Here is an 18,640-nt window from a genome sequence, read left to right on the forward strand (position 1 = left end):
GGGGTGTCGCCTTTTTTTGTGGGCGCCAATCGCCAATCGATATAAAAGACTGTCAACTTTGACAGGCGCTATCGTGCCCGTTTGCTCCGATCATCAACCTCATGCAGCGGTTGAATCACGGAGCCTTCCATGTCAGATACGCGCTTTGGCAACCACTGGATCGAAGCGCTGACCAAAGGGCAGACCCGCTTTCACCAGTTGCCCGCCGATCTTGATCACAACGAAGCCGCCCTGATTCGCCGTGAAGCCCTGCAACAGATCAGTGGCGCCTCGCTGCGCAGCATTGGCGATTACACCCGCGAACCACAGCCGGCCCATTGCGAAAACCGGATCGGTTCCATCCAGATTCCGCTGGGCGTCGCCGGCCCATTGCTCGTCAAAGGCCAGGCCATTACGGCCCAGGAACCCGTCTACGTTCCCATGGCCACCACCGAAGGCGCGCTGGTCGCCAGCACCTCCCGTGGCTGCCGGGCATTACACGCCGCCGGCGGCGCGGTGGTTCGGGTCGAAGAGGTGGGCATTACCCGTGCGCCGGTATTTCGCTCCAGTGGCATCCTGCAGACCGAAATATTTCTCGCCTGGATCCGCGACAACTTCCAGCAGATCAGACAAGTCTGCGAACAGGGCAGCGTTCATCTGCATCTGCGAGACATCAAGTCTGCAGTGGTCGGAACCACGATCTATCTGCGCTTTCGTTTCCGTACCCACGACGCGATGGGCATGAACATGGCAAGCATTGCCTGCGACCGGGTCATCCGTGAATTGATCACCCCCGCAACCGGCGTCCCGTGCCTCAGCATTTCGGGCAACTACTGCACGGACAAGAAACCGGCGATGGTCAACTTCATCAACGGCCGCGGCCAGCGGATCCACGCCGAGGTCCGGCTGAGCCAAGACATACTGCGCGACATTCTCAAGACCGACGCCAAGGCACTTCGGGAGCTGCAGTACCGGAAGAACCTGCTGGGTTCGGCCATGGCCGGCACCATCGGCTGCAACGCCCATCATGCCAACATACTCGCTGCGTTCTTCATCGCCACCGGCCAGGACGTCGCTCAAGTGGCGGAAAGTGCCATCGGCATCACCTGCCTCGAAGCCTGCGAACACGACGCCATCTACGCCTCGGTGACGATGCCGGACGTGCCGCTGGGCACCGTCGGCGGCGGTACGTCCCTTTGTACCCAACGCGAAGCCCTGGCCTTGATGGGGATCATCCCCGGCAGCAAAAAACCGGGCACCGACACCCGACGCCTGGCGGAAATTCTCGGTGCCCTGGTACTCGCCGGAGAACTGTCGATCATGGCTGCCCAGGCCTCGCATCAACTGGTCTCGGCCCATCAACGGCTGGGGCGCTGACCGTGATCCATGCCAGAGCCCCCGGCAAGATCATCCTGATGGGTGAACATGCGGTACTGCACGGATGCCCGGTGATTGCCTGCTCCGTGGGCCTTTACTGCAACGTGTGGGTCCAGCGGCGCCCGGATCGCGAGATTCAGTTGCAACTGCCCGACCTGCCTTTCCAGCGGACCTACTCACCGTACCAATTGACCGACTACGTCGGCCGCATGCGCCTGGCATCGGAGCACTATCGAGCCGCCCCCAGCGCAAAAAGCTTTGCCTCCCTGGGTACCGGCGATCCCGATCATCTGGTCAAGTGTGCCATCGGTGAAATCCTCCACCGACTGCCTCCGCGAAACTGGCGCGGCTTCACCCTGCGGGTACAGTCGCAGATTCCGCCCGGTGCCGGTTTCGGCAGCTCCGGCGCCCTGGCGGTCACGCTCACGGCGGCGCTGGCACAATTGTTCGGGCTGACAGAAACCGATTGCCCGCTCGAACCGCTGGCGCTGTCGATAGAACGCTATCAGCACGGCGAGCCTTCAGGCATCGATCACAACACCAGCCTTCTGGGCTCGGTCATCGAAGGCCGACGCAACGCGAAAGGCGAATTCAACCTGCACACGTTGCCCGCCATCACCCCGAACCTGCTGCCAGATGCCTTGCGCCTGTTCAACACCGGCACCGCCAACGAAAGCACCGGTCAGGTCATTGCCGCTACCCGACATCGACTGACAGGCACTGACAACCCTCTGCTGGCCAGCATGCGGCATAACACCGAGCGCTTCGGTTCGCTGCTGGGTCAAACACGTCCGATGCCGGAAACATTTCGCGCGGCGATACGCGATTACCAGGCCGATCTGGAATCCCTGGGCGTCGTCCCCGCCGCTGTTGCCCAAATGATTCGCGCTGTAGAAAAAGCAGGCGGTGCAGCAAAGATCTGCGGCGCCGGCGCATTGTCCGGGGATCAGGCCGGCGCGCTGCTGGTACTGGGCGCAACGAATCTGCCGGAGCTGGCGCGCTACCGGCAGATCGACGCCCCTCTCGCGGTGGCAGGGCTCGAGATCACCCGGTCATGAATCGCACCAGCGTCTCCTCCCCCGCCAACATCGCGCTGATCAAGTACTGGGGCATGCGCGATGCACTGAACACACTGCCCAACAACGCCTCGCTTTCAATGACCCTGAGCCGTTGCGTCAGCCTCTGCACACTGGCTCCGCTGGCCAAGGGCACAACCGACGAAATCCTGTGGAAAACCTCACGCGGTGCGCTGGTGCCGGCCGATCCCACCCTGCGGGCCGGGATCGAACATCACCTGCAAGCCTTGCGCGAACACTTCGATCACTGGCAACCGCTGCGCATCGCCACCACCAACAGCTTCCCGACCGGCGCCGGCATCGCCTCATCGGCAGCCGGCTTCAGTGCCCTCGCGACGGCATTTGCCGTCTATCGCGGATGCTCGCCGACAGATCCCGTCCTCAGCGATCTGGCGCGCCTGTCCGGCTCCGGTTCGGCGGCACGCTCGGTCTCCGGTGGTTTTGTGCAATGGCCCGGCAATGCGCGGCTACTCTCGGGACCGGCCGTGCAAATCGCCTCCGCACGCCACTGGCCACTGCATGACCTGATCGCTGTGGTCGACGCCCGACACAAAACCGTCAGCTCCCGCCAGGGTCACCTGCTCGCCACCAGCAGCGAATTTTATCCGACCCGTTTGAAGCTGCTGCCCGAACGTCTGGAACAAGTGCGCCAGGCCATTCTCGAACGCGACTTCACCCGATTGGCCGACGCCGTGGAACGCGAAGCCATCGAACTGCATCTGATCGCCATGACTTCACAGCCACCGGTTTTCTATTGGCGCCCGGCGACCCTGGCCGTGCTGGAACAGGTGCGCCAGTTGCGTGGCGAAGGCCTGGACGTCTGCGCCACCCTCGACGCCGGCCCCAACGTGCACGTGCTGTGCACGCCGCAACATTCCCCAAAAGTGTTTGCCGCGCTGCGCAAACTGCCTGACATCCAGCGCTGGATACTCGATAGAGCGGGCGACGGCCCCCGGCGGCTGGAGCAGCATCTGTTTTGAATCCTGCGTCCTACAGACGGGGTGTTTTTCGGGGACGATTCCGACAAGTCGCGTCGGTTGTCCCTAGGAAACGGGGTGGATAGGCTTTGGGGGTCGCTGCAAATTCAGCGATGGGGCGTCGCGGCCCGATAACTGATGCATAATCGCCAACCTCACGGCACCCCGGTGCCTGTTGTTTGTGTCATGGCGGCTGTGCGCGGGATACCTTCTCTGGAGGTATGCCGATTCCTCAGTTATCGGTCCGCGAACCCGCGTACAGCTGCCACCTCAGATTGCGTCGCGGCAATCGAAGGCAGCTCCAATTTCACCAACTGAGTATTCACCATGAAAAAACCAACACCGAATCCCCCGAATCAAACGACGCATCGCCCTACGAATCGCCAGACTCCAAAAAACTCCACGAAGCCGCCGAGCGCGCCCTCGACCATTACCTGAAACCCAACGCCACCACCCTGCGCTTCCATAAACCCAGCACCATGTTCCAGGTCGCCCCCGATCAGGACAGCGAAAGCCTGCTGGTCCACGCCTGCGAATCACTGGCACAGGCCAACCTCATGACCAGCGACATCGCCGCACACATCGACCTCCCGCAGCGGCGGACAATCCTGGCCATTCAGCAAATCATCATGCTGGCTGAGTTGGCGGTGAATCGGGTTCTGGACAATGTTGAGGTCAGTCGATATCCGGCATAAATGTGGGTGAGGTCTCTGCGGGAGAAAGGCTTGTGGTGTGTCAATCAGGGCGCTGCCCTCACCCTAGCCCTCTCCCGGAGGGAGAGGGGACTGACCGAGTTGTCTATAAAAAATCCGCCGACCTGAACCAGCAAGTCGCACTCAAGTTTTAAAGCCCCGATCGGCTCCCTTCTCTTCGCACCACCACCACCACCACCACCACCACCACCACCACCACCACCACCACCACCACCACCACCACCACCACCACCACCACCACCACCACCAATCTGCTCCTAACCACTCAACACGATGAGCGTTAGCTCAAGTACCGCTTTTGACGTGCTGGCCCCGTCGGCAGGCTGAGTGGAGGGATTTATCCGGGGGTGGGAGCGCAGCGACCGTTTGGCGAAGCCAAACACATCGAGAGGAGGTGCAGCGAAGCAAACCGTAGGCGATGCCCCCCGGATGAATCCCGGAACGAAGGAACACCGAGCCACAGCGAGGTGCCGAACGTTGGGGCCCAGCGTTTTGGTTACTTTGGGGCGTTTGCCAAAGTGACTCGCCGTAAGGGCGAAACCGCCAGCCGCAGCACCCGAAGCAACGGATATTCACCCAAAACACCCAGAGCATGGTCGGCCCAAAGGCCACCAAGCCCACACCCCAAAACCCTGTCAAAACCCTGAACACACAACCAGAAACACCCACCCCCATTGAAACCACCAACCCCCTGCCCCATCTAAGACCCATACCCCATTGCGCAGGTGCCCCATGAGCGACCAGCAAGAATTCCCCGAGAACCCCGACGACATCACCGAAACCGACGCCGAACACATCGAACACCACGTCCCCGGCAAAGGCCTCGCCCTGCCCGGCCAGAACCTGCCGGACAAGGTCTACATCATCCCGATCCACAACCGCCCGTTCTTCCCGGCCCAGGTGCTGCCGGTCATCGTCAACGAAGAACCCTGGGCCGAAACCCTCGAACTGGTCAGCAAATCCGAACACCACTCCCTGGCCCTGTTCTTCATGGACACGCCCCAGGAAGACCCGCGCCACTTCGACACCAAGGCATTGCCGCAATACGGCACCCTGGTCAAGGTGCACCACGCCAGCCGCGAAAACGGCAAACTGCAATTCGTCGCCCAGGGCCTGAGCCGTGTGCGCATCAAGACCTGGCTCAAGCACCATCGCCCGCCGTATCTGGTTGAAGTCGAATACCCGCACCAGCCCACCGAGCCGACCGACGAGGTCAAGGCCTACGGCATGGCGCTGATCAACGCGATCAAGGAGCTGCTGCCGCTCAACCCGCTGTACAGCGAAGAACTGAAGAACTACCTCAACCGCTTCAGCCCCAACGATCCGTCACCGCTGACCGACTTCGCCGCCGCACTGACCTCCGCCACCGGCCCCGAGCTGCAGGAAGTGCTCGACTGCGTGCCGATGCTCAAGCGCATGGAAAAAGTCCTGCCGATGCTGCGCAAGGAAGTCGAAGTCGCGCGCCTGCAGAAAGAAATCTCCGCCGAAGTGAACCGCAAGATCGGCGAGCATCAGCGCGAGTTCTTCCTCAAGGAACAGCTCAAGGTCATCCAGCAGGAACTCGGCCTGACCAAGGACGACCGCAGCGCCGACCTCGAACAGTTCGAGCAGCGTCTGGAGGGCAAAGTCCTGCCGACGCAGGTGCAGAAGCGCCTCGAAGAAGAAATGAACAAACTGTCGATCCTCGAAACCGGGTCGCCGGAATACGCGGTCACCCGCAACTATCTGGACTGGGCGACCTCGGTGCCGTGGGGCGTGTACGGCGAGGACAAACTCGACCTCAAGCACGCACGCAAGGTGCTCGACAAACACCACGCCGGCCTCGACGACATCAAGGACCGGATCCTCGAATTCCTCGCGGTCGGTGCCTACAAAGGCGAAATCAGCGGCTCCATCGTGCTGCTGGTCGGCCCGCCGGGCGTGGGTAAAACCAGCGTCGGCAAGTCCATCGCCGAATCCCTCGGCCGGCCGTTCTACCGCTTCAGCCTCGGCGGCATGCGCGACGAAGCCGAGATCAAGGGCCACCGCCGCACCTACATCGGCGCGCAGCCGGGCAAACTCGTGCAGGCGCTGAAAGACGTCGAAGTGATGAACCCGGTGATCATGCTCGACGAGATCGACAAGATGGGCCAGAGCTACCAGGGCGACCCGGCCTCGGCGCTGCTGGAAACGCTGGATCCGGAACAGAACGTCGAATTCCTCGACCACTATCTCGATCTGCGGATGGACCTGTCGAAAGTCCTGTTCGTCTGCACCGCCAACACCCTGGATTCGATTCCCGGCCCGTTGCTGGACCGGATGGAAGTGATTCGCCTGTCGGGCTACATCACCGAAGAAAAAGTCGCCATCGCCAAGCGTCACCTGTGGCCGAAACTGCTGGAAAAGGCCGGCGTGTCCAAGGGCAGCCTGAGCATCAGCGACAGCGCCCTCAAAGCCCTGATCGACGGCTACGCCCGTGAAGCCGGCGTGCGCCAGCTGGAAAAACAGATGGGCAAACTGGTGCGCAAAGCGGTGATGAAGCTGATCGACGACCCGAAAGCGGTGATCAAGCTCGGACCGAAAGACCTTGAAGCGTCCCTCGGCCATCCGGTGTTCCGCAACGAACAAGTGCTGTCCGGCACCGGTGTGATTACCGGTCTGGCGTGGACCAGCATGGGCGGCGCGACCCTGCCGATCGAGGCCACGCGGATTCATACCCTGAACCGAGGCTTCAAACTCACCGGCCAACTGGGCGATGTGATGAAGGAGTCGGCGGAGATCGCCTACAGCTACGTCAGTTCGCACCTGAAGTCATTCGGTGGCGATCCGAAGTTCTTCGACGAAGCCTTCGTCCACCTGCACGTACCGGAAGGCGCGACACCGAAGGACGGCCCGAGCGCCGGCGTGACCATGGCCAGCGCCCTGCTCTCGCTCGCCCGTAATCAGCCGCCAAAAAAAGGTGTGGCGATGACCGGTGAACTGACGCTGACCGGGCATGTACTGCCGATTGGCGGTGTGCGCGAGAAGGTGATTGCGGCGCGGCGGCAGAAGATCTTCGAGTTGATTCTGCCGGAGCCGAATCGCGGAAACTTTGAGGAACTGCCGGATTACCTGAAGGAAGGCATTACGGTGCATTTCGCCAAGAAGTTTGCGGATGTGGCGAAGGTGCTTTTCTGATTTCGTCTTGAGCTATCGGGAAAGCTGACATCGCGCCCCCTCACCCCAGCTCTCTCCCCGAGGGAGAGGGAGCTGACCGTGCGATGCTTCAGCCATACGCCGACCTGAACGTTATGCGTTGAATCTATAATCGCCTCGATCTAACAGGTCGATGTAACTCGAAATACACCTCACCCCAACCCTCTCCCTCCGGGAGAGGGTTGGGGTGAGGGTCGAGGCCATCACTGTCACACTTTGTCTCATCTTCAGTTATGCTCGCCGTTCGTCGCCAACGCCGGAGCTGCTGAGCCTATGTCCCCCACTCGCCTGTTTGTCCCCCTGTCCCTTGCCCTGCTGGCCGCCTGCGCCACGCAACCGAAAACCAACGTGACCGTGGAAAAACAGAGCGAATGCCCGGTGCGGCTGACCAACGGCCAAAACCTGACCATCATGCTGCCAAGCAACCCCACCACCGGCTATCGCTGGGCCATTCAAGACTCGGCCGGCGGCGTTCTGCATGCGCTGAGCCCCGAGGTCTACAGCAGCCCGAAAGATTCCGGCATGGTCGGCGCGGGCGGCTTCTCCACCTGGCGTTTCCAGGCCTTTGCCACTGGCACCGGGCGCCTGCGCCTGACATCGCAGCAACCCTGGGAGCCTGAAGTCGAACCGGTGGAAACCTTTGACTGCGCGATCTCGGTGAACTGATCGTGGGCTGGCTGATCCTCGCGCTGATGGGCGCAGCGACCTTTCTCTACGGCGTCAGCACCCACGCGGCGTTGCTTTGCCTGCTGGTCAAACCGTTACCGGTGCTGGCGTTGCTCGGCTGGCTGCACGATGCGCCGCCGAGTGACTATCGCCGCTGGATCAGCCTCGGTCTGATTTTCTCTTTGCTCGGCGATGTGCTGCTGGCATGGCCGGGAGATTTGTTCGTGTTTGGCCTGGGTGCGTTTCTGGTCGCGCATCTGGCGTATCTCAAGGCTTACCTCAGCGATTGCCGGCGTCTGGCTGTGTTGCCACTGGTTCTTTCGCTTGGCGTTGGCGCCGTGCTGTTGGGCATATTGATCAGCAGCGGACTCGGACCGTTGACCGTGCCGGTGATCGTCTACGGCACTGCCATCAGCGCCATGCTCTGGCGCGCCCTGGCCCGCCTCGGCAGCGGCGTACCGCAACGTTCGGCACTGCTGGCGGCGGGCGGCGCGGTGGCGTTCGTGTTCTCCGACAGCGTGATCGGCATTGATCGTTTTGTCTCTCCGTTCCACGCCGCGCCGTACGTCATCATCCTCAGTTACTGGCTTGGGCAATGGGGCATCGCCGCCTCGGCATTTTCCCAGAGCAAACGCCCGGTCCTTTGATCGGGCGGTTTATCAGACAACCCGCGCATCTGCGCGCCAGTTTGGCTAAAATGCCGGCCTTTTCATCGACACCGCCGGAACCGCCGTGAGCAAAGAACCCGATCGCATTTTCGCCCAGCCGATGGCCCAGGTGCCTGACTTCGCCTTCAACGAAGACGTGGTGCGGGTGTTCCCGGACATGATCAAGCGTTCGGTGCCGGGTTACCCGACCATCGTCGAGAACCTCGGCGTGCTTGCGGCACAGTTCGCCCAGCCGAACAGCGTGCTCTACGACCTCGGTGCTTCACTGGGTGCGGTAACCCAGGCCCTGCGTCGACACGTGCGCACTGACGGTTGCCGGGTGATCGCGGTGGATAACTCGGCGGCGATGGTCGAGCGCTGCCGCGAGTACCTCAACGGTCAGGACTCGATGTTCCAGGAGTTGCTGCCGGTCGAAGTGATCGAAGGCGACATCCTCGCCCTCGATTTCAAACCGGCTTCGGTGGTGGCGCTGAACTTCACTTTGCAATTCATCGCCCCCGAGCAGCGCACGGCGTTGCTGTCGCGCATTCGCCAATCGCTGCTGCCGGGCGGCGCGCTGATCCTGTCGGAGAAGCTGCGCTTCAACGATGCCGAAGAACACGCGCTGCTGACCGACCTGCACGTGGCGTTCAAACGCGCCAACGGCTACAGCGAACTGGAAATCGCCCAGAAGCGCAGCGCCATCGAAAACGTCATGAAGCCCGACAGCCTCGAAGAACACCGCGAGCGCCTGCTGGCCGCCGGGTTCTCGAAAGTCGTGCCGTGGTTCCAGTGTCTTAACTTTGCCTCGTTGATTGCCTTGCCATGATTGATCTGTCTCCCCTCGCCCGCCGTCTGGCCGGTACACCGCTGGCCGACTGGGCCAACACCCTGCAAGCGCAACTCGACAAGAAAATGGAGAAAGGCCACGGTGATCTGGAGCGCTGGCAAAGTGCGCTGGACGCCCTGCCGAAGATCCAGCCGACTGAAGTCGACCTGCTCGACGGCCTGAAGCTGGACACCGATTGCGACGACGAAACCCGCGCACAGATGCGCACCGCGCTGATGGGCCTGTCGCCGTGGCGCAAGGGGCCATTCGATCTGTTTGGCGTACATGTCGACACTGAGTGGCGTTCGGACTGGAAATGGTCCCGGGTAGCTCCGCATCTGGACCTGAAGGGCAAGCGCATCCTCGATGTCGGTTGCGGCAACGGTTACTACATGTGGCGCATGCTCGGCGCCGGTGCCGACAGCGTGATCGGCGTTGATCCGAACTGGCTGTTTTTCTGCCAGTTCCAGGCGGTGCAGCGTTATCTGTCAGAGCCGAATGCCTGGCACCTGCCGTTCCCGTTCGAAGACCTGCCGCCGAACCTTGAAGGCTTCGACACGGTGTTTTCGATGGGTGTGTTCTATCACCGCCGTTCGCCGATCGAGCATTTGCTGGCGTTGAAGGATTGCCTGGTGAAGGGCGGCGAACTGGTGCTGGAGACGCTGGTGGTCGAAGGCGACAAACATCAGGTGCTGGTACCGGAAGACCGTTATGCACAGATGCGTAATGTGTGGTTTTTGCCGTCGGTGCCGGCGCTGGAATTGTGGTTGCGACGTGCGGGGTTCACGGATGTGAAATGCGTGGACGTGAGCACCACCACCGTTGAGGAACAGCGCGGGACTGAATGGATGAAGTATCAGTCGTTGAGTGATTTCCTTGATCCGCAGGATCACAGCAAGACGATCGAGGGGCTGCCGGCGCCGATGCGGGCGGTGATTGTCGCGAAGAAGTAAATCTTCCGAACACAAAAAAACCTGTGGGAGCGCGCAAGCTCTCTCCCACAGGTTTTTTTCATTCTGCCGGTTTCGCCCGCCGCGCCCTGAAGAACTCGGTCAACACCGCCCCGCACTCCTCCGCCAGCACCCCGCCTTCATACAGCACTCGATGGTTGAGAAAGCCCTGGGTGAAGAACTGTCCCTGACTCTGCACAATTCCGGCCTTGGGCTCCAGCGCGCCGTACACCACGCGAGCAACCCGCGAATGCACGATCAGCCCGGCGCACATGCTGCACGGTTCCAGGGTCACGTACAGCGTGCTGCCCGGCAGACGATAGTTATCCAGCGCTTGCGCGGCGGCGCGGATCGCGACCATTTCTGCGTGTGCGCTGGGGTCGCTGGTGCTGATCGGGCAATTGAAGCCGCGACCGATGATCTCGCCATCCTGCACCAGCACCGCGCCCACGGGCACTTCGCCGAGGGCTGCGCCTTGGGCTGCCAACTCCAGCGCCTCACGCATGAAGTCGCGGTCACGGCTGCGGTCGATGATCGCCGCGGGGCGAATCTGACGCATCACTTCACCTCGATGGCGGCCATCAGGCCGGTTTCCATGTGATCGATCACGTGGCAGTGGAACATCCATACCCCCGGGTTATCCGCCACCAGCGCCACTTGCGCACGCTCGTTCTTGCCCAGCAGATAGGTGTCGGTGAAGTACGGCACGATCTTGTGCCGGTTCGACGCAATCACCTTGAAGCTCATGCCGTGCAGGTGGATCGGGTGCTGGTACTGGGTCATGTTCTTCAGTTCGAAGATATAACTCTGGCCCAGTTTCAGGCTGGCAATCGGCCGGTCGGCGCAGGTCTTGTCGGTGATGTCCCAGGCCTTGCCGTTGATCTGCCACAGGCTCGGCGGCTTGCCGTTGTCGACATTCACCGACACCGAACCGACCCATTCGAAATTGAAGTTGAGTTTCTCGGCATTGGCCAGATCCGGCTCGGCCACCGGGTTGGCGGGCAATGCCTTCGGCCACTCGGTTGGCGCGTCGTTGTTGGCCACCGAACGCAAGGTGCCCAGGCGAACCGGGCCATTGCGCAGCGACAACTCCTCACCGGCCGGCGGCGCCTTGATAGCCAGACAGATACGCATGCCCGGGCCGAGCCAGTATTCCTTGCCCAGCGGCCGGGGCTCGACCGGGTTGCCGTCCAGCGCATAGATCTGCGCTTCGACGCCAGGAATGTTGATGCGATAGGTCAGGGTGTTGTCGAGGTTGAGCAAACGCACACGGGTGATCTGCCCGGCCGGCAACTCGATCACCGGCGACGGCACGCCGTTGATGGTCGACAGCCGCCCCGCTGTACCGCCACGGGCCGCTTCGCGGGGAACACTGAATTCGACGAAATTGCCCTCGTCGTCGATGTGCCAGTTCTTCAGGCTCAGGGTCTTTTCGTACTTGAACCCGGTCGGCTCGCGCTCCTCGACGATCAACGGCCCGACCAACCCGCGCCCGAGCTCCTCGCTGCTGCTGACGTGCGGGTGATACCAGTAGCTGCCGGCATCCGGCACGCGGAATTTGTAATCGAAGTATTCGCCGGGCAGCACCGGCAATTGCGAGACGTACGGCACGCCGTCCATTTCCAGGGGCAGGCGGATGCCGTGCCAGTGAATAGTGGTCGCGACCGGCAGATGGTTGATGAAGCGAACTCGCAACCATTCACCCTGACGCACGCGCAATTCAGTGCCCGGCGCCGATGGGCCGAACGCCCAGGCTTCGGTCTTGTGCCCGGGCACCAGTTCGACGTCCAGCGGTGCAGCGATCAACTCGTAGTCATGCCCGGCGTTGGCATCGGCCACCTTGCCCAGCCAGTACCGCGTCGCACCACCGGCTCCCGCACCAACCACTGCCAGACCGGCCAGGCCACCGAGAATTTGTCGACGGGTAAAGGACATGGACACAACTACCTCTCGTATCAGCCGCAGGCCAGGGCGCCCGCAAAAGGCGAATACGATACACCTGCGATTGCGAAACAGTAAGGGCAGCGCGGCGGATGGCCGCAGACTACAGGTGTGAAGCCTGCTTCCGATGCATCCTTTTCCTTCAGACGACAAACCAACAGCCAGGCGTCTGACAGACGAATCCTTCACCTCTTGAAATGATCGCGGTCGTTTTTTATCCACCACGCTCAAGGAATGATTGTGGACACGACACACGACTCGGCACTGCCCAACGTTGCCGACAGAAATGCCCTCAAGGCTCTGGTTCCCGCTCTGGTCGAGGCCTGCCCCGACATGTATGAAATGGCCTGCGCGATTGCCAGAGAGATCCTCGCCAGCCACGACCTCGCTCACCTGGAACCCGAACAGGTTTACTGGCACCGCTTTCACGCAGCCCAAAGCAGTCCGCGAACCTTTACCGGCTGGGAGCATCTGTTCGAAACCCCGCGCGAGTCGATGACCCTGCCGCAACTGGTGATTCAGCGCTTCAGCGTTCACGACCAGGACAACGCCGACCTGCTCGATTCCGACGCAGGTTTCTATACCGCCGGCCCGGACGCCGGCACCTATAACGAAACCAACGAAGTGAAGCTGCACAGCCGCGACGTCCTCAAAGCGTTCTGGGCTATCAATTTCGCCGACCGTTACCGGAGAAAAGTCGACTCATTCTGGAACAAGCACGGCAAGACCTTCCGAACCCTGGCCAAGTGCTCCTTCCTGGCCAAGGCCATGGAAGACCGGGAAGGCGGTCGGCTGTCGGACGACAATTTCCGCACCGCTGTCAAAGCCATCGCCGCCAATGTCAGCTGGCCGGTGACCCGCGAGATGCTCGAAGAAGAGGCTGCGCAAGCCGATGGACTGCGTATCGGCCTGTTGAAGATCGGCGGGTTTGTCGCCACCGACATCCTGTGCATCACCGATGGCAAGGGCGGAGTGATTCTCTACGTTCCGGGAGAAATCTGGGGCGTGCATGCCCTGCAGAACGCCCGCGACCTGCATTGGTGGGTGCTGTCGCAAATCAGAAACCCGTCCGACCGCAAGCGCTTCATGTCGCACTTCCAGGTCGCCGATCACGACATCATGGAAGACACATCCTGGCGTGCAGTCGCGAAACGGCGCTGGCTCTGGGCTTTCGGCCCGCTGGTGGGAGGTATCTCGGAGTTGTGGCGCGCACCGCATATCGAGAACGTCGGGCTGAACCATGTGCTGGATCTGCTCGTCAGCACCTGGGACAGCGACGATCACACGCTGGTGGCTCACACCGGTGCAGCGCTCAGCGGCGATATCTTCAGCTTTCTGGCGACCGCCACCCACGCCCGCATGATCAGCGATGCGGAATTCATGCTGCATTCCAATGGTGATCTGCGCAAAAAGCTGTGGATCGGTTACCTCAACGCCTTCAACCGCGTATTCGGGCCGATGGCGGCCGTTGGCTGGCCGGTAGCACTGGCCGTGGTCGGTGCGGGCATCGCCAACGTCGGATTGCAGATCGATCAGGCGGTCAACGGCAAGACACCGCAGGCGCGCAAGGCCGGCGTAACCGGAGCAATCTTCGCGGCCATCGATACGCTGTTCAACGCCACGTTCATCAAAGGCAGCGGGCGATTACCCGAGATTGCCGAGACCGAAACCTTCCTCGCGCCCGAGGAAGAACTCGCTCAGACCGGACCGACCGTAAAACCTGAAGAGAAACTGGCCGAAGCCGCACTGGCACGTTCACCGCTGCCGACACTGGCAGAGATCGCACCGGAGCAAGTCCTGCCGGCAGCACCGGAGGACTTTCTGGCGTCATTCAAGACTGAGATTAATGAGGGGACGCGGATGGAAACCGGTGATCCCAAACTCCAGGAGATCATTCAGACCCCGTCCGGCAATCACTACATCTACATGCGCCGGGCTTGGGGCAACCAGGGGTTCTACCAGGTACGTTACGTTGAGCAGATGCGTAGCTGGGTGATTGTCGACCCGGCCAATCCCTATTCGTTTTATCGCAACGTGCCGGTACGCCTGAACGAAGCGTTGAAATGGGAGCCGGTCGCTCGCCCCGGCCTCAGAGGCGGGATGAAACTGTTCGGCGAGTGGCCCTGGGGTCATACGGCCGACCCCTTGCCCGAGTCGGCCACAACCGCCATGCCTTATGACACCGAGCAAGCCTCCAGAACCCTGCTACGGTCACTGGCAGAAAACCGTGCCGAGGGTTTTCCGCTGGACAACCTGCACACGAGCGACAGCCTCTATCAGGACTTCAAGACTCTGCGCCGCAGCCTGTATGACGATGCCATCAACTTCTACAGCGCCCAGAGTTCGCCTCCTCGCCCGCTCGTGCCAGCCTTCAAACCCGCCACCCCGTTCGCCGACATGACCAAACGCCTGTTCAAAGAGACGCCGGGACTGGTGATCGGACGGGACAACACCGGGGTGGGCGCCCGAGGCCTGTTGATCGACAACTTCAAGGCATTGAACAAACAGAAGGTCCGAACCCTGTATCTGGATCATCTTCTGAGCGATTTCCATCAGGCAGACCTGGATGCGTTCCACAAGTCCGGCAGGATGCCGACTGCGCTGGAAGATTATCTGAAATCACTGGATACCCGCTTCGGCACCGATCCGACAGGACCCCACTCGTATACGGAGTTGATCAGGAGCGCACAGAAAAGCCATATCCGTGTGCAGGCTATCGACTGCATGGCCAGCCGGCGCTTCCCGTACATGGAACACACGTCTGAAGTCAGCAGCCGCAAGATGCAGAACTACTTCTCCGACACCGTGATCAAGGCCGATCAGGCAGCACGCAGTGCCCATCGCTGGGTGGCACTGCTGGATGAGGGGCGTGCCAGCACCTTCAACAAAGTCGCCGGCCTGGGTGAACTGGAAGGTGCGCCGACGTTGCGAGTCGAGGAGATCGCCGCAGGTCAGGCGGAAGGCCTGACAACCGATCCAGGCAAAAAGGTACGCGATCTCGCCGGCAACCCTATCGACCTGCTCAGAAGTGACCTGCGCCTGCAATTGAATGGACCTCCTCCGACGATCACCGCCCGAACGCTCGAAGAAGCGTTACCCAGAAGGGGCATGTTCATGATCCAGGAACCCTCCACCCTCATCCATCGCAGCGGCGACGGCACACTGGTAACAACAACGATCCTGAAGGATGCCGGCGGTTTCTTCATCGTCCGCCCCAAATGGATATCCGTCAGCGGCCGGCACTTCGACAGTGTTCAGGAACTGGCGACGGCCCTGAACGATGAAGGCCTGACACTCAGGCGCGTGCGCATCGATCCACTGGCGGCCGAGGGGCAATCGCCGGGCATTGAGCCTTCGGCATCCACCACCGGTGCCGGCGCCGTGGTCAATCCTGAAGTGTCACTGCCTGATACCCCGTTGATCAGTTCGCCGTACGAAATTCCCGTAGCGTTTCGCAATGAGCTGAAAAATGCCGCGGTCATCGGCAACGAGCGAACATTGGGCGATGCTTTTGTGAGTTTTGATGCTGACCCGGCACTCGAGAGGTTCAAGGCTTTGCGCCAACAGCTGCGTGAAGCTGCCATTCGCTTTCATGCCGAGTTCAATCTGGCTCCGCGTCCGGCGTTGGCGCCCATCGATCAGGCCGCGAGCGCCGAATCGTTCATCGAAAAATCCCTGGAGCAGTTCAACGGTCTCGTCATCGGCGAAAGCCATGCAGAGATCGGCAGCAAACAATGGCTCATGAAACAGATGCCAGTGCTCGCCCGAAATGGTGTGAAGACCCTGTACATGGAGCATTTGCTCACAGACTTCCATCAGGCGGCGCTGGACAACTTTGCCAGAACCTCGGTCATGCCTCGGGATCTTGAGCTGTATCTGGAGGGCCTCGACCAAGGTCATATCACCGATCCCACAAAACGTTACACCTTCCTCAATCTGGTGAAGGAGGCCAACCGCCAGGGCGTGCGCATCCAGGCTATCGATTGCATGGCCAGTTACCGGCTGGAAGGTATGCGAGGGCTCGAAGCGACAAGTCGACAGCAGATGATGAATTTCTATGCCCACACAATCATCGAGGCCGATCAGGCCGTGCACGGCACACACAAATGGGTCTCGCTCATGGGCAATTCACACTCCAACACTTTCGGGGGCGTCGCCGGCGTCAGTGAGCTGGAAGATGCCATCGGTCTGCGTATCGAAGACGTTGGCTACGGCAAGTCCCGTGGGTTCGAACCTGATCCTGGAAGGATTTTTTTAGACGACCAAGGCAAGCCAGCCGGGCAGGTAAAGGGGATTTGCGCCTGCAAATGCAGACGCCGTGGAAAGCCCAGTCGCAAAAGGAGATCGATCAATTGCTGAATCGTCCGGGGATGTACACCTTGAAACAGGAACCCCGCTCCACCTTGCTGGTTCACCGCAGCCGCGACAATGCACTCGTGCGCACGGAAATCCATTGGGAGTCCGGTCGCTGGTTCATCGAACGCCCCGCCTGGCCCACCCTCCATGAAAAACGCTTCAACAGTATCGAAGACCTGCTCAAGGCACTGGACGACCGGGGCATGACCCTGGCCGGCTGGTCCGGTCCCTTGTAAGCGGCAATAAAAAGGCCGCGTGAACACTGTTCACGCGGCCTGGGGGTTGCCTGCATTCACGCCTTCAGGGCGTGTGCGGGATCACTCCCACTCAATGGTCGCCGGCGGCTTGCTCGACACGTCGTAAGTGACGCGGGAGATGCCTTCGATTTCATTGATGATGCGGCCGGAAACGGTTTCCAGCAGTTCGTAAGGCAGGTGTGCCCAACGCGCGGTCATGAAGTCGATGGTTTCCACGGCACGCAGGGCCACGACCCAGGCGTAACGACGGCCATCGCCTACCACGCCCACCGATTTCACCGGCTGGAACACGACGAAGGCCTGGCTGACCTTGTGGTACCAGTCGGCCTTGCGCAGTTCTTCGATGAAGATGTGGTCGGCGCGACGCAGCAGGTCGGCGTATTCCTTCTTCACTTCACCGAGGATCCGCACACCCAGGCCCGGGCCAGGGAACGGGTGACGGTAGACCATGTCGTACGGCAGGCCCAGTTCCAGACCCAGACGACGGACTTCGTCCTTGAACAGTTCGCGCAGTGGCTCGACCAGTTTCAGGTTCATCTCGTCCGGCAAGCCGCCCACGTTGTGGTGCGACTTGATCACGTGAGCCTTGCCGCTTTTCGCGCCAGCCGACTCGATCACGTCCGGGTAAATGGTGCCCTGGGCCAGGTACTTGATGTTGTCCAGCTTGCAGGATTCGGCATCGAACACGTCGATGAAGGTACGGCCGATGATCTTGCGCTTCTTCTCCGGGTCGGCTTCGCCGGCCAGGTTGTTCAGGAACTGGTCTTCAGCGTTGGCGCGGATCACCTTGACGCCCATGTTCTCGGCGAACATGGCCATCACTTGCTCGCCTTCGTGCAGACGCAGCAGGCCGTTGTCGACGAAGACGCAGGTCAGCTGATCGCCGATGGCCTTGTGCAGCAGCGCCGCAACCACCGAGGAATCCACACCGCCGGACAGACCCAGCAGCACGTTGTCGGTACCGACCTGTGCGCGGATGTTGGCGATCGCGTCTTCGGCAATCTTCGACGGGGTCCACAGGGCTTCACAGCCACAGATGTCGAGAACGAAACGCGACAGGATGCGACCGCCCTGTTTGGTGTGGGTCACTTCCGGGTGGAACTGCACGCCGTAGTAAGCACGCTCGTCGTTGAACATGCCGGCGATCGGGCAGCTCGGGGTGCTGGCCAGGATGTGGAAATCGCTTGGCATCTTGGTGACCTTGTCACCGTGGCTCATCCATACGTCGAGGCCGAACAGGCCGTCGGCGTCGATGTGGTCTTCGATACCGTCGAGCAGACGGCTCTTGCCGACCACGTCAACGCGGGCATAACCGAACTCACGCAGCTCGGAACCTTCAACCTTGCCGCCCAGTTGCTCGGCCATGGTCTGCATGCCGTAGCAGATACCGAAGACCGGTACGCCCAGGTCGAACACCGCTTGCGGGCAGCGCGGGCTGTTGGCTTCGTGCACGGACTCGGGACCGCCGGCGAGGATCACGCCTTTTGGCGCAAATTCGCGGATCGCATCCTCGTCCATGTCGAACGGGTGCAGTTCGCAGTACACACCGATCTCGCGCACGCGGCGGGCGATCAGTTGGGTGTATTGCGAACCGAAGTCGAGGATCAGGATGCGGTGAGCGTGAATGTCGAGGGCCATGATTCAGTCTCGTCTAAGTAATTCAGAAACAGTCTTGATTCAGAAACGACTCGGGGCTGA

At 61.1% G+C, this 18,640-nt stretch carries 14 protein-coding genes and 1 pseudogene; 11 read left to right on the forward strand and 4 right to left on the reverse strand.

Translation table 11 applies throughout. The annotated features are described in order from the left end of the window. Positions 1 to 129 precede the first annotated feature (129 nt). The 4 genes and pseudogenes from R1A29_RS23205 to R1A29_RS23220 all read left to right on the forward strand — a co-directional run bounded on the left by R1A29_RS23205 (position 130) and on the right by R1A29_RS23220 (position 4,104). Positions 130 to 1,356 carry a hydroxymethylglutaryl-CoA reductase gene (locus R1A29_RS23205; protein WP_438299709.1) on the forward strand — a complete coding sequence of 409 codons (1,227 nt, stop codon included), beginning with the start codon at positions 130 to 132 and terminating at the stop codon, positions 1,354 to 1,356. A 2-nt stretch (positions 1,357 to 1,358) separates the two neighbouring features. After that, positions 1,359 to 2,414, forward strand: a complete 1,056-nt coding sequence (locus tag R1A29_RS23210; RefSeq protein WP_438299710.1) for a mevalonate kinase family protein — start codon at positions 1,359 to 1,361, stop codon at positions 2,412 to 2,414. Beyond that, entirely contained in the window at positions 2,411 to 3,412 is a 1,002-nt protein-coding gene (gene mvaD / locus R1A29_RS23215; protein ID WP_438299711.1) for a diphosphomevalonate decarboxylase, read from the forward strand. Before R1A29_RS23210 ends, mvaD begins: the two co-directional genes overlap by 4 nt. 324 nt (positions 3,413 to 3,736) lie before the next feature. Next, a pseudogene (locus tag R1A29_RS23220) lies at positions 3,737 to 4,104 on the forward strand (DUF6124 family protein). 148 nt (positions 4,105 to 4,252) lie between these two features. Here the strand turns inward: R1A29_RS23220 and R1A29_RS23225 are convergent. Next, positions 4,253 to 4,387, reverse strand: coding sequence for a hypothetical protein (locus R1A29_RS23225; protein ID WP_438299712.1), 135 nt, complete (start codon positions 4,385 to 4,387; stop codon positions 4,253 to 4,255). A 467-nt stretch (positions 4,388 to 4,854) separates the two neighbouring features. On the opposite strand from R1A29_RS23225, the gene lon reads away from it, so the two are divergent. From lon to cmoB, 5 genes are all read left to right on the forward strand, one after another. After that, the gene (gene lon / locus R1A29_RS23230; protein WP_085709421.1) at positions 4,855 to 7,278 is read left to right on the forward strand and encodes an endopeptidase La; all 2,424 of its coding nucleotides are present in this window, start codon (positions 4,855 to 4,857) and stop codon (positions 7,276 to 7,278) included. Between the two features lie 291 nt (positions 7,279 to 7,569). Then, positions 7,570 to 7,962: a protease inhibitor I42 family protein gene (locus R1A29_RS23235; protein ID WP_438299714.1), complete on the forward strand. Its 393-nt coding sequence runs from the start codon at positions 7,570 to 7,572 to the stop codon at positions 7,960 to 7,962. A gap of 2 nt (positions 7,963 to 7,964) precedes the next feature. Next, positions 7,965 to 8,609 (forward strand): lysoplasmalogenase, encoded by a 645-nt coding sequence (locus R1A29_RS23240; RefSeq protein ID WP_438299715.1) that lies wholly within the window; start codon positions 7,965 to 7,967, stop codon positions 8,607 to 8,609. A gap of 121 nt (positions 8,610 to 8,730) precedes the next feature. Further along, positions 8,731 to 9,438, forward strand: a complete 708-nt coding sequence (gene cmoA, locus R1A29_RS23245) for a carboxy-S-adenosyl-L-methionine synthase CmoA (protein WP_219737186.1) — start codon at positions 8,731 to 8,733, stop codon at positions 9,436 to 9,438. Continuing rightward, positions 9,435 to 10,391, forward strand: a complete 957-nt coding sequence (gene cmoB / locus R1A29_RS23250; protein WP_438299716.1) for a tRNA 5-methoxyuridine(34)/uridine 5-oxyacetic acid(34) synthase CmoB — start codon at positions 9,435 to 9,437, stop codon at positions 10,389 to 10,391. Before cmoA ends, cmoB begins: the two co-directional genes overlap by 4 nt. Positions 10,392 to 10,449: 58 nt before the next feature. Here cmoB and tadA read toward each other — a convergent pair whose 3' ends face one another. Both tadA and R1A29_RS23260 read right to left on the reverse strand, forming a co-directional pair. Further along, complete coding sequence (gene tadA / locus R1A29_RS23255) at positions 10,450 to 10,947, reverse strand: tRNA adenosine(34) deaminase TadA (protein WP_438299717.1); 498 nt, start codon at positions 10,945 to 10,947, stop codon at positions 10,450 to 10,452. Continuing rightward, positions 10,947 to 12,323 (reverse strand): multicopper oxidase family protein, encoded by a 1,377-nt coding sequence (locus tag R1A29_RS23260; RefSeq protein ID WP_438299718.1) that lies wholly within the window; start codon positions 12,321 to 12,323, stop codon positions 10,947 to 10,949. Before R1A29_RS23260 ends, tadA begins: the two co-directional genes overlap by 1 nt. 246 nt (positions 12,324 to 12,569) lie before the next feature. On the opposite strand from R1A29_RS23260, the gene R1A29_RS23265 reads away from it, so the two are divergent. Together R1A29_RS23265 and R1A29_RS23270 are read left to right on the forward strand one after the other, a co-directional pair. After that, a complete protein-coding gene (locus R1A29_RS23265) occupies positions 12,570 to 16,688 on the forward strand; it encodes a membrane-targeted effector domain-containing toxin (RefSeq protein ID WP_438299719.1) in 4,119 nt (1,372 codons plus the stop codon). Beyond that, positions 16,682 to 16,921 (forward strand): hypothetical protein, encoded by a 240-nt coding sequence (locus R1A29_RS23270; RefSeq protein WP_438299720.1) that lies wholly within the window; start codon positions 16,682 to 16,684, stop codon positions 16,919 to 16,921. The genes R1A29_RS23265 and R1A29_RS23270 overlap by 7 nt, the downstream gene beginning before the upstream one ends. A gap of 81 nt (positions 16,922 to 17,002) precedes the next feature. Here R1A29_RS23270 and guaA read toward each other — a convergent pair whose 3' ends face one another. Beyond that, positions 17,003 to 18,580 carry a glutamine-hydrolyzing GMP synthase gene (gene guaA / locus R1A29_RS23275; RefSeq protein ID WP_085709414.1) on the reverse strand — a complete coding sequence of 526 codons (1,578 nt, stop codon included), beginning with the start codon at positions 18,578 to 18,580 and terminating at the stop codon, positions 17,003 to 17,005. Positions 18,581 to 18,640 lie beyond the last annotated feature (60 nt).

It is taken from the genome of Pseudomonas sp. NMS19W (assembly GCF_051554255.1).
Taxonomy (GTDB): Bacteria; Pseudomonadota; Gammaproteobacteria; order Pseudomonadales; family Pseudomonadaceae; genus Aquipseudomonas; species Aquipseudomonas kribbensis.